10 protein-coding genes and 3 other RNA genes are annotated in these 11,240 nt (G+C 62.4%); 7 read left to right on the forward strand and 6 right to left on the reverse strand.

The genetic code is table 11. The features are described 5' to 3' along the window. Window positions 1-95: 95 nt before the first annotated feature. Window positions 96-350, reverse strand: coding sequence for a hypothetical protein (locus J5I97_RS07555; protein WP_208590799.1), 255 nt, complete (start codon window positions 348-350; stop codon window positions 96-98). Window positions 351-706: 356 nt separating this feature from the next. Between J5I97_RS07555 and J5I97_RS07560 the strand changes: the two genes are divergently transcribed. The 5 genes from J5I97_RS07560 (at window position 707) to J5I97_RS07580 (ending at window position 4,591) form a co-directional block, all read left to right on the forward strand. Continuing rightward, a non-coding RNA gene (locus J5I97_RS07560) (sX9 sRNA) lies at window positions 707-784 on the forward strand. Window positions 785-803: 19 nt separating this feature from the next. Continuing rightward, window positions 804-1,205: a hypothetical protein gene (locus tag J5I97_RS07565; RefSeq protein ID WP_208590801.1), complete on the forward strand. Its 402-nt coding sequence runs from the start codon at window positions 804-806 to the stop codon at window positions 1,203-1,205. Window positions 1,206-1,226: 21 nt separating this feature from the next. Beyond that, window positions 1,227-2,075, forward strand: coding sequence for a hypothetical protein (locus J5I97_RS19875; RefSeq protein WP_238135666.1), 849 nt, complete (start codon window positions 1,227-1,229; stop codon window positions 2,073-2,075). Window positions 2,076-2,096: 21 nt separating this feature from the next. Next, window positions 2,097-4,064, forward strand: coding sequence for an XVIPCD domain-containing protein (locus tag J5I97_RS19880; protein WP_238135667.1), 1,968 nt, complete (start codon window positions 2,097-2,099; stop codon window positions 4,062-4,064). Then, complete coding sequence (locus tag J5I97_RS07580; protein ID WP_208591603.1) at window positions 4,064-4,591, forward strand: hypothetical protein; 528 nt, start codon at window positions 4,064-4,066, stop codon at window positions 4,589-4,591. The genes J5I97_RS19880 and J5I97_RS07580 overlap by 1 nt, the downstream gene beginning before the upstream one ends. Window positions 4,592-4,694: 103 nt before the next feature. Here J5I97_RS07580 and J5I97_RS07585 read toward each other — a convergent pair whose 3' ends face one another. The 4 genes from J5I97_RS07585 to J5I97_RS07600 all read right to left on the reverse strand — a co-directional run bounded on the left by J5I97_RS07585 (window position 4,695) and on the right by J5I97_RS07600 (window position 8,813). Next, window positions 4,695-6,551 carry a putative bifunctional diguanylate cyclase/phosphodiesterase gene (locus J5I97_RS07585; protein WP_208590809.1) on the reverse strand — a complete coding sequence of 619 codons (1,857 nt, stop codon included), beginning with the start codon at window positions 6,549-6,551 and terminating at the stop codon, window positions 4,695-4,697. A gap of 318 nt (window positions 6,552-6,869) precedes the next feature. After that, window positions 6,870-6,936, reverse strand: a non-coding RNA gene (locus tag J5I97_RS07590) — sX9 sRNA. Between the two features lie 72 nt (window positions 6,937-7,008). Continuing rightward, on the reverse strand, window positions 7,009-7,587 hold the full coding sequence (locus J5I97_RS07595) for a response regulator transcription factor (protein WP_208590811.1): 579 nt from the start codon (window positions 7,585-7,587) through the stop codon (window positions 7,009-7,011). Then, window positions 7,584-8,813, reverse strand: a complete 1,230-nt coding sequence (locus J5I97_RS07600; protein WP_208590812.1) for an ATP-binding protein — start codon at window positions 8,811-8,813, stop codon at window positions 7,584-7,586. Before J5I97_RS07600 ends, J5I97_RS07595 begins: the two co-directional genes overlap by 4 nt. Before the next feature lie 120 nt (window positions 8,814-8,933). Between J5I97_RS07600 and ispG the strand changes: the two genes are divergently transcribed. Further along, entirely contained in the window at window positions 8,934-10,199 is a 1,266-nt protein-coding gene (gene ispG, locus J5I97_RS07605; RefSeq protein ID WP_208590815.1) for a flavodoxin-dependent (E)-4-hydroxy-3-methylbut-2-enyl-diphosphate synthase, read from the forward strand. Continuing rightward, entirely contained in the window at window positions 10,180-10,911 is a 732-nt protein-coding gene (locus J5I97_RS07610; RefSeq protein WP_208590816.1) for a phosphatase PAP2 family protein, read from the forward strand. The genes ispG and J5I97_RS07610 overlap by 20 nt, the downstream gene beginning before the upstream one ends. Window positions 10,912-11,079: 168 nt before the next feature. On the opposite strand, the gene J5I97_RS07615 is transcribed toward J5I97_RS07610, so the two are convergent. After that, a non-coding RNA gene (locus J5I97_RS07615) (sX9 sRNA) lies at window positions 11,080-11,153 on the reverse strand. Window positions 11,154-11,240: the final 87 nt, after the last annotated feature.

Below are 11,240 nucleotides of genomic sequence, written 5' to 3' on the forward strand. Positions count from 1 at the left end.
AACACGACTGCGCGGTCGCGCCGATACGCGCGTCGCGCAATAGCCGGATCGGTGAGTTGCGACGTTGGCGCTATTACAAGAACGACATTACGATCTCAATCGTTCCACAGAATGTGGTGGCTCGGGAAGCTGGCAGGGTTTGCATGAAATCCATCGGCACCTTGAATTAAAAATGATCGTATAAAGGAGGCAGTTGCATGGCGAATCCAAATCCACAACGCGAAGCTGCCTTGGCGCAGTTCGCCGCGCAGCCTGGCACCACCCCAGCGCAGGAAGCGCAGCTGCGTGCTGCGGTGATTGCCGATGCCAGTCCGCTGGCCATGCTCAACCAGCAGGCCACGTTCGGCCATCTCAAGGGCTCCGTGTCGGAAGCGTTGGGCGGCTCGCTCGACCTGATCGATCGCCATGTCAAGCCGATGTGGCCGGTGAAAACCTCAGCTGCGCGATGGCTTGCGCTATCGTGCGTTCTGGCTATGACAGCCTGCGCGACCGCTGCCGAACGGCACCCACCCGCCAAGGAGACCACCACGATGCATCCGGTTGCCCCCACCCAGAATCCGAAACTCAGCGCCGAAGAGATCGGCAAGCGGTTCCTGACGCTGATCGAGGGGTTGAGCTCGCGCAGCGACCTCAACCTACACTTAGAGAGGCTAACAAAACTACCACGCTCACCGCCAGGCGGGCGCGGCCGGTGCTCGGAACCGGCATGTACCACTCGTACACTGCGGTTCCTCCGGGCCGTCCGCACTCACACCTGGCGACTGCTCGCTACGTTTTGTTAGCCGCTCTTAGTTCGAGCAATAATGAGACTGGAGTTCTCGACTGTTCCTGATGATAAAAATCATTATGTATCAGAAGCGCCTGTTGGTCATAATTGGAGCTATATTGTTGGCTTTCTTGAAGAAACCCAATCAAACGAAAAATCGGTGTACTTGGATTTCATCAACTCTGCGGCACGTTTCGCAGATATGACGCAGATATGTGGCTTAAATTTTGATTATTACCATAACGCTTTTAAAGAAATGGGGTTTGTTGATAATCCTACCTATGGCGAGATCGGCCAGCTGGAGGATTGGCGATACACAAAGTTCAAGAAGAGCGATGGCACGGTGGATATGACGTTCTTGATCATCCCGCAGAACGTGGTTGCCGGCGAGTCAGGTCGCCTCTGCGTCAGGTCAATTCGCATGTTGAACGGGCATTAATTGGCCCAGGAGAGCAATGACATGGCTAATCCAAATCCCCAACTCGAAGCTGCCTTTGCCAAGTTCGCCGCGCAGCCTGGCGCCACGCCAGCGCAGGAAGCGCAACTGCGTGCTGCGGTTATTGCCGATGCCGACCGGTTCAACCGGCAGGCCACGTCCGGCCAACTCAAGGGCTTTGCGTTGGAGGCGCCGGGCGGCTCGTCCAACCTGACCGGTCGCTATGACAAGCCGGTGTGGACCGTGAGAACATCAACTGCGCGATGGCTTGCGCTATTGTGCGTCTTGCTCTTGTCCGCCTGCGCGACCGCTGCCGAACGGCATCCACCCGCCAAGGAGACCACCACGATGCATCCGGTTGCTACCACCCAGAATCCGAAACTCAGCGCCGAAGAGATCGGCAAGCGGTTCCTGAAGCTGATCGAGGGGTTGAGCTCTCGGGAAGATTTGAGCCTAGTGCAGGTGCAAGATACTGTTGGAATTAGGCTTGCACCGGCAGTGCATGGCGGATTCTACGGTGCGGAGGGTGACGTCGGTGATGGATGGAAATACGTCCTAAATTTCTATGCAGAGTCTCGTTCCAACAGAGCCGGTGTCCAACTGCATTTCGTGCAGCAAAACGAGCGATTTGGTGATATGGGGCCAGTCTGCAAGTTGGACTTCGATGACTATCACCGCGCGCTCAAAGCTATGGGATTCGTGGATAACCCGACCTACGGTGAGATCGGTCAATTGGAGGATTGGCGCTACGCTAAATTCAAGGCCAGTGATGGTAGTGTTGATTTCGAGATTTCGATCATTCCGCAAAACGTAGTTGCCGGGGGAGCAGGCCGCTTGTGTGTCAAGTCCATCGGAACATTGAACGGTCGTTAATTGGCCCAGGAGAGCAATGGCATGGCGAATCCGAATCCGCAACTCGAAGCTGCCTTGGCGCAGTTCGCCGCGCAGCCTGGCGCCACGCCAGCGCAGGAAGCACAGCTGCGTGCCGCAGTCGTTGCCGATGCCGACCGGCTCAACCAGCAGGCCACCTCTGGCCAATTCAAGGGCTTTGCGTTGGAGATGCCGGGCGGCTCGCCCAACCTGACCGGCAGTTACGACAAGGCAACAGGTGTTGTGACGATTCCGGCCGCGAGTTTTCAGCCCGGCGGCAGCGCAGCGAGCGGCGATCTGAAGGCGGTGGTCGGGTTGCAGTGCATGAGCGTCGACTTTGCCCACAAGACCTGGCAGGACCCGGTCGGGCAGACGCACACCGTCGACCAGGACATGGTGACCAATCTGCAGGCCACTCTCAACGGTTCGCCGGTCCTGGCCGCGCAGATCAAGGACGCGGTAACCCAGGGGTATGTGCAGCATTTCAGCCTGCTGGGCAACAGCATGGCGGCCGGCGCCACCTATGACGGCAGCACCGTGCAGCAGGACGGTACGCCCAAGGGCATCAATCTGCCGCCGCTGGGATTGCAGAGCAAAACGGCTGCCAATCCCCAGGGCAGATACGACGCGCAGGACATGACTTTCGTGCTGGGCCATGAGATCCAGCATGGCTTCAACGATGCCGCCAAGGACCGGGCAACGCAGGCCTTCATGCAGAGCATCGGAGTGCAGGCCCGGGTGCAGGGGCCCGTGCACGACTACACGGACGAATTGCGGGCTTACATCCAGGCGGGCCGCGAAGATGAGGCCAAAGCAGAGATTGCGGGCTGGAATGCATTGCTGAGCCGCGAGCATCAGAGCAACCCTAGCACCACGCTTGTTGATATGGGGAAGATTCAAAATAGCCGGATATACGACTTTATTACACCTAATACACCATCATCTCCGTCCTCACCACTTCCCGGCCTCACCTTCAACCAAGACGCCAGCCTCCCGCAGACTCCGGCCAATATTGCCGCCATGGGGCAGCATTACTTCGACCGCCCCTCTGCGTTACATGCCCAGCCCAATCAACGCCCGGTGCATCTGGGCGAGCACAAACCCAACCCCACCGCCGACTACGCCAATTTCTACGGCACCTGGGCACTGGAGCAGATTGTCGCAGCCGAGGACCAGGCCACTGTGCGCTATCAGGGCGCCAAGCCGCAGATCGCCATCAATATGGCGGCTCTGGGCCTGAAGGAGGACCTGATCGAAATGGAAGGCCTGGACCTTGGCGCGAATAAGGCGCCGCGCCCCTATCTGGATACCAGCCAGACACCGGCGGCGCTCGGCCACTTTCACCACACCCAGGACGGCAGCCGGGGGCACGACCATCAGTATGTGCCGGTCGCTCCGGCATTCCCGCCGCCAGCCTCGCACTCGGTTTCGCCGCTCCCGGAGCAGGCGGTTTTGCGCCACCAGGACCCGCTGGTCGAACGCTTCTACGCTGCCTTGCAAGCCGGCGACGACCAAGGCGCGCGGGCGGCGTCGATGGCCTATGCAACCCCTGAGCGCTGGCAGCAGACACTTGCCGTCGCAGAGGAACGGGTGCTGGCGAAACACCAGCAATTGCCTGGCAGAGACAATCCGCTCTTCGATCAGGCGCTCGCCCAGCTGGAGCGGCTGGGACCGCAGGCCGGCGGCTATCTTGATCGGGTGCAGATGGAGCAGGTTGCCGGGGCCGTCGCTTATCAGGCCAGCTTGAATCAGCTGCCCCGCATCGATGCGCTGACACCGAGCCAGGACGGTCGGGTGCTGCTGGCAACCGCGACCAACCCGCACATGCCCTCGCTCATCGACCGCGCGGTCATCGATACGGCGCAGGCCACCGCCCAGCCGCTGGAGCAGAGCCTGCAGCAGCTGACTGCCGAAACGCAGCGACAGCAGGACCAGGCGTTGTTCCAGACCCAGCAGCAGCTACAGCCGCAGCAGCAAGGGTTTTCACTTTGATGCAGTCGCCGGGGCATGAGATGAATGAGCAAGCAGGCCAGATCCTGGCGCAGATGGCACTGGCCGTCGGGCGTGTGGACGGCTTGATTTCCACTATGGAGCAACAGGCCAGGACGGTGCAGGCGGCGATGCAGACCGCCAGGGAGCAGGAGGAGGCGAAGTTTAGACAGGCGATGGTGGCGCTGTTCCGGGAACAGCAGCAGCGAATGGAAGATGCGCTACAGCCCAGGATCGCCTGGGCCTGGAAGATTATCGTCACGCTGGTGGTGTTCTTTGCGCTGCTGCTTGGGGGATTTTTGCTGTTGCTCAAACACGCCAACGACCGGTTGCAGGCCGCATACGCCCGCGCCGATGCGGCGGAGGTAAGCGCGGAAGTGCAGCAGGCGTCCCGGCATGTCGAGATCACCTCGTGCGGTGGCCGGCCGTGCATCAGGCTCGACAACCAGACGCCGACTTGGAAGAGCAATGGTGGCGAGTACATCCTGGTGGATGCGCCATCCGGGAAACGGACGCGAACCCGGCAGTAAGCCGAATCCTTGTATCGGCAGTTCCGCCGAATATCGCGCAGCACGATCATCCCCACCATTTGATGCTTGCTTGCGAGCAGTTGCGTGCCGTTGCCGCGTGCGCTCAGATCCGCGCTGCCGCCAGGCTTGTGTCGAGCAGGGCGACCGGCGCCGCAGATTGCGCGTGCCACGGCGTCTGTAGCCAGATTTCCAATGCGGCCGCCGGCATCGGTTTGGCGATCCAGTAGCCCTGGCCTTCGTCGCAGCCCCAGGCGCGCAGCTGCGCATACGCTTCTGGCGATTCGATGCCTTCAGCAACCACGCGTTGGCCCAGGCCGTGGCCAAGATGGATCATTGCCGGCACCAAGGTGCGGTCGGTACGGCTGTCCGGCAGTGAGCGAATGAAGGATTGATCGATCTTCAACGCGTTGGCCGGCAGCTGCTTGAGGTAACTGAAATTGCTGTAGCCGGTGCCGAAATCGTCGATGGCGATATGCACGCCCAATGCAGCGATCGCGGCCAGTTGCTCGGCCAGATGTTCGGGGTGGCGGATCATCGCGCTTTCGGTGAATTCAATTTCCAGCCGGCGCGGATCCAGTTTGTAGCGCTCCAGACCACGCCGCAGCAGACCTGCAAAACCGGGGCGATCCAGATCGGCGGCCGACACGTTCAAGGCCAGATTGAAGTCCAGGCCTTGTTGCTGCCAGCGCGCTGCCTGGGCGATCCCCTTGTCGATCACCCAGGCAGTGATGCGATTGATCAGTGCGGTCTTCTCGGCCATCGGTATGAAGTCCGACGGCATCACCGGGCCGATCATTGGATGCTGCCAACGCAGCAGCGCTTCTACTCCCACGCAGCGGTGGTCGTGCAGATCCACACGCGGCTGGTATTGCAGGCTCAGCTGATTGGCGCTGTCCAACGCAGCGGGCAAAGCCGCGAGCAGGCGGAAGGTGTTGCGCTGCGCGACGTCGTGCTTGCGCTCGTACATGCTCCACGGCAGGCAACGCTCGCGCGAGACATCCACCGCAGTAGTGAGCGAGCGGATGGTGTCGGCGGCGCCGTAGCTGGTCTGCAGCGAGACCGCACCGATCGAGGCCACCGCAGTATGCGGGATGCCTTGATGCTCCAGCGGCTCGGCGAAGGCCTTCGAAATTTTGGTGCACAGCGTGGCCAGGCGCTGCGTTTCGGCCTGCGCCAGAAAGCCGAAGGTGGTCGGATCCAGCCGATACAGCGCAGTGCCGCCAGGCAGATACGCGGCCAGACGATGCTGGGCAAGCGCCACATAGCCGTCGGCGTAATCCCAGCCCAGTGCCTTGACCATGTCGCGGAAGTAATCGCTGCCGCAGATGTCGACCGCTACTGCCGTGCTCGCTGGTGCATTATCGGATTGCGACAGCCAAGCCTCCAGATCTTCGCCGAAACGCGAGCGGTTGGGCAGGCCGGTCGCGCCATCGCGATAGGTGATGCTACGCAGGTTTTCCACTCGCAACACGGCCAGATCGCGCAGGCCTTCCAACTGTGTGATCGCTTCGGGATCCAATTCCGCGCGCGGGCTGGTGCCAATCACGCATAAGGTACCGATGCTGTGGCCATCGCGCAGCTTCAGCGGCGCGCCGGCGTAGAAGCGGATAAATGGCGGCCCCAGCACCAGAGGGTTATCGGAGAAGCGCCGGTCAAGCTGCGCATCCAGCACTACCATCACCTCGTCCGAGCGGATCGCATGCGCGCAGAACGCCTGGTCGCGTGGGGTTTCTTGCGTTTCCAGGCCGGTGCGCGCCTTGAACCATTGGCGGTGTTCGTCCACCAGTGAAACCAGCGCGATCTCCGCGCCCAGGCTGCGCGCCGCCAGTGCGGCGATAGTCTCGAACACCGGGTCCACTGGCGAATCCAGCAAGCACAAGCCACGCAGGACGGCTAGCCGGGTGGACTCATCGACCACAGGCGGAACGGGGGATTGGACAGACGCGGGCAGGGGTAACATGTCCCAGTATCGGCCTAGAGCCTCATCCCTTGATGTGAGGCACCTGCTCTGTGTTCAGTTGATGGGGAGCTGTGACGCAGCCAAGCCAGGTGCCACGCGCGCTTCGGGGTCGACGCGAGTGACTTAGTGCAAGCGCATATCGCCGCAGTGCTCGATCGGTCTCTACGGGAATGTCTGATCCCTACGGAGCGCATAACGCGCACGGCGCGCTTCTTTGGTAGCCTTAAAGTGGTTGATGAGCAGCCTTGAGGGACCGGAGGTTGCCTCGCTGTTGGCACAGCGACAATCCGATGCTCAGTCGTCAAGACGGCTTAGAGTGGCTTACAAAACGTAGCGAGCAGTCGCCAGGTCGGTGCGGAGGAACCGGAGTGTACGCATGCTACATGCCGATTCCGAGCACCGGCCGCGCCCGCCTGGCGGCGAGCGCAGTAGTTTTGTTAGCCACTCTTAGCGCTCCTCAGCGCCCAGGCTCACGCAACGGCCCCGGGCTGGGCCGCTTGGTCAGCTTGCGCTGCAGCGAGCGCCGATGCATGCCGAGCAAACGCGCGGCGGCGGACACATTGCCGCCGGTTTCGTGTAGCGCTTGCTGGATATGCTCCCACTGTAGACGGCTGAGCGGTGTCATCATTTCCTGCGCAGTTTGTTCTTCGTCCGGCTCGGGCAGCTCGTCGTCTTCTCCGCCCAGTGCGCGCATGATGGTGGGGATATTGGCCGGCTTGGGCAGATAGTCATCGGCGCCAAGTTTGATCGCCTCCACAGCCGTGGCGATGCTCGCGTAACCGGTGACCAGCAGGATGCGCATGTCGGCGCGGATCTCACGCAGCGGCTGGATCAGGCTGAGCCCGGAATCGTGGCCGAGCTTGAGATCGATCAACGCAAAATCCGGCAACGCGCTACGCGCGATCGACAGCGCACTGGCCGCATCGGTGGCGGTCAGCGTCTCGACGCCGCGGCGGGCAAGGCTGCGTTGCAGCGTGCGCAGATATAAGCTGTCATCGTCGACCAGCAGGCCGGTGCAGATAGGGGGGCTTGTCATGCAAGTGCCTCGTGTTCGGAGAGCGGCAGGCGGAAACCGACGCGGGCGCCGCTGCCCTCGGCGGGCAGCATCCACAACTCGCCCTGCAGCCGCTCGACGGTGGCATGCGATAGCGCCAGTCCGACACCCATGCCGTCGTGCTTGCCGCTGTTGAACAAGGTGCCCGGCAGCATGGCTTGCGATGTGTCGAAGCCGGGGCCGTAGTCGCGCACTTCGCCGCTGAGATGATCGTGTTCCACTCGCAAGGTCAGATCGATCTGCGGGCGCCCGGCACGTTCGCCGGCGTCTGCCGCGTTGTTGAGCAGCACCATCAGCAAGTGACTGACGCCGGGCTGCAGCATCAGGCGCATCGGTGCATCCTCGTTGCGGCGCAGCTCGATGGTCGGGCGTACCAGCCGCCATTGTTCCAGCACCTCCTCGACCGCCACTTGGCGACTGAGATGGCCGTTGTCGGCGGGTGCGGCCAATGCCAGCACCCGCTCGTGGCACTGCACCAGCAGCTCGCGCAAGGTGTCCAGATCTTCACGCAATTCGGTCTGGTCGCATTGGTCGGCGATGTCGTCCACCAGCAGCGTCATCGTCGCCAGCGGGGTGTTGAGCTCGTGTGCAACAGACGCCGCATGCGTGGCCAGCGCGACGATGCCTTCGTTGCGTGCAAAGCGCTCGCGCAGCGTGGAAATTTCGCGCTCGCGCTCGCGGATCGACAAGGCCAGCCGCGTGGCGAACGCCAGCACAACCACGGTGGAAAGCAGGAAGTTGGCGGCCATGCCCCACATGTGCAGGCTCAGCGGGTCGAAGCTGCCATATGGCAGTGGCAATCCGAACGCCGCGCTGACCACGTAACCGGCCACGCACGATGCCGCCACCGCCATCGCCCAGCTCAACGGCAGGGCAAGCGCGGCCAGCGCGATCAACACCAGGAACAGCGAGCCGAACGGGTTGGCGATGCCGCCGCTCCAGCCCACCATCCAGGTCAGTACGGTCACATCGACCAAAATGTGGCCGAACTCGGTGGCCGGGATGACCGCGCCGCGGTGGTGGGCTACGCGCAGCTGCGCGTATAGATTGAACACCGCCAGGGCAGCGACGCCGGCCCATAACGGTCGCTGCGGCAGGTTCAGACCCATCAGCCCGGTGGCGATCAGGATGGTGGCAGCCTGGCCGGCGGTGGCCAGCCAACGCAGGCTGCATAGGGTCCGCAGGAAGGAAGCGTCGGAGCTGTTCATCACGGCAATGCTATGCGTTCATGGAAGTGGTGGCCTGCGACAAACCGTCGCGTCGCTATGGAGGGCGGCCCGCACGGCGCTTCAGCTGTGCGCGGACAGCGGACAGGCTAAAATACCGCGATGCATGACGCCGTGACTCGCCCAACCCCTCCCGCCGACGCCACCGCTTGGCCGCGCCGCATCACCCAAGCCGTCAAGATCGGCAGCGTGATCGTGGGCGGCGGGCACCCGGTGGTTGTCCAGTCGATGACCAACACCGACACCGCCGATATCGCTGGCAGCGTCAAGCAGGTGGCCGAGCTGTGGCGTGCCGGCTCGGAAATGGTGCGCCTGACCGTCAACAATGCCGAGTCCGCTGCCGCCATCCCGCGCATCGTCGACAAGCTGGGCATGATGGGGATCGAGGTCCCATTGATCGGCGACTTCCATTACAACGGTCACCAACTGCTTGCGGCCGAGCCGGCCTGCGCCGAAGCGCTGGCCAAATACCGCATCAATCCCGGCAACGTCGGTTTCGGCAAGAAGAAGGATCTGCAGTTCGCGCAACTGATCGAGTTCGCAATCAAGTACGACAAGCCGGTGCGCATCGGTGCCAATTGGGGCTCGCTGGACCAGTCGCTGGCGGCGCAGTTGATGGACGAAAACTCCAGGCGCGACACCCCGTGGGACGCAGGTCGCGTGCTGCGCGAGGCGCTGATCCGCTCGGCAGTGGATTCGGCCGAACGTGCGGTGGAGTTGGGCCTGGCGCGTGAGCGCATCATCTTGTCGGCCAAGGTGTCCGGGGTGCAGGAGCTGATCGCGGTCTATCGCGACATGGCGAGCCGGTGCGACTTCGCGCTGCATCTGGGCCTGACCGAAGCCGGTATCGGCAGCAAGGGCATCGTAGCGTCGGCCGCTGCGTTGAGCGTGCTGCTGCAGGAAGGTATCGGCGACACCATCCGCATCTCGCTGACACCGGAACCGGGCCAGTCACGCACGCAGGAAGTCATCGTTGCGCAGGAACTGCTGCAGACCACCGGCCAGCGTGCGTTTACGCCCATGGTGACCGCATGCCCCGGCTGCGGCCGCACCACTTCCGAGTTTTTCCAGGAGCTGGCCGGCGTGGTGCAAAACCATGTGCGCGCCAAAATGCCGGAGTGGAAGATCAGCAACCCTGGCGCCGAGAATATGACCCTGGCGGTGATGGGCTGCGTGGTCAACGGCCCCGGCGAATCGCGCCACGCCAATATCGGCATCTCGTTGCCGGGCACGGGCGAGGCGCCGTCTGCCCCGGTGTTCATCGATGGCGAAAAAAGCGTCACCTTGCGTGGCGAAAACATTGCCTACGAATTCATCGATTTGATCGATCAATACGTCGAACGTACCTATGTCCGCCGCGCCGGCTGAGTCGCCGGCTGGTTTTAGGATGTGGTTGCGCAACAATGCGTGGCGCATGGCGCTGTTGTTCGCCGGCGTGTTGTTGCCGCTGGGTCTGTTTGTGGATCTGGCCGATGAAGTGCACGCGCTTGAGAATTTCTACTTCGACGAGCCCTTGCTGTGGAGCATGCGCAGCATCGCCACGCCGGGGCTGAACGCGTTTTTCGACGTGATCTCCAAGGCCGGCTACCAATACGGCGTGATTCCTGCGGATATCGGCATCGTGCTGGTGTTATTGGTGTTGCGACGCTGGCGCGAGGGCAGCTTCGCCGCGTTGGGCTTCGGTGGTTCGGCGTTTTTGAACATGGGCGCCAAACAGTTCTTTCAACGCGACCGCCCCAGTTTGTGGGAATCCATCGCCCCGGAAAGCACGTTCAGTTTCCCCAGTGGCCACGCGATGGGCTCGATGACGCTTGCCGCGGTTGTCGTCGCGCTGGCCTGGAACACGCGCTGGCGCTGGCCGGTGACGATTGTGGCCAGCCTATTTGCGCTGCTGGTCGGTGTCTCGCGCATTTATCTGGGTGTGCATTACCCCAGCGACATTCTGGGAGGGTGGTCGGCCGCGCTGGTGTGGGTGGTCGGACTCTACCTGGTGATGTTCCGCGGCACACGGCGCCCGCATTGGCGCAAGCCCGGTGTGGCAGTTGTGCAGCAGCCGAAGCGCGCACCGTTGGGCGACTGAGCGCGGCGCAGTCACTGGGGGCGCTTTGGATCACCTCACTTTTACCCGTTCGCGACGCCATCGTCCCGCACCGATCAATGTGCCGATCAACGCCAACAAAACCACGCAGTAACTCGGTTCCATCGGGTGGTGCTTGAGCAACATCACCACCACCAACGGGGTCAGACCACCGAACACAGCGTAAGCCAGGCGCCAGGTGGGTGCGGACGGCGCGGAGGAACCGCATCGCACGCGTGGTACATGCCGATTTCGAGCACCGGCCGCGCCCGCCTGGCGGTGAGCGCAGTCGTTTTGTTAGCCGCTCTTAGTGGCAATCGGCATGCGCGCTC

Origin of the sequence: Xanthomonas fragariae, assembly GCF_017603965.1 — a bacterium.
Taxonomy (GTDB): domain Bacteria; phylum Pseudomonadota; class Gammaproteobacteria; order Xanthomonadales; family Xanthomonadaceae; genus Xanthomonas; species Xanthomonas fragariae_A.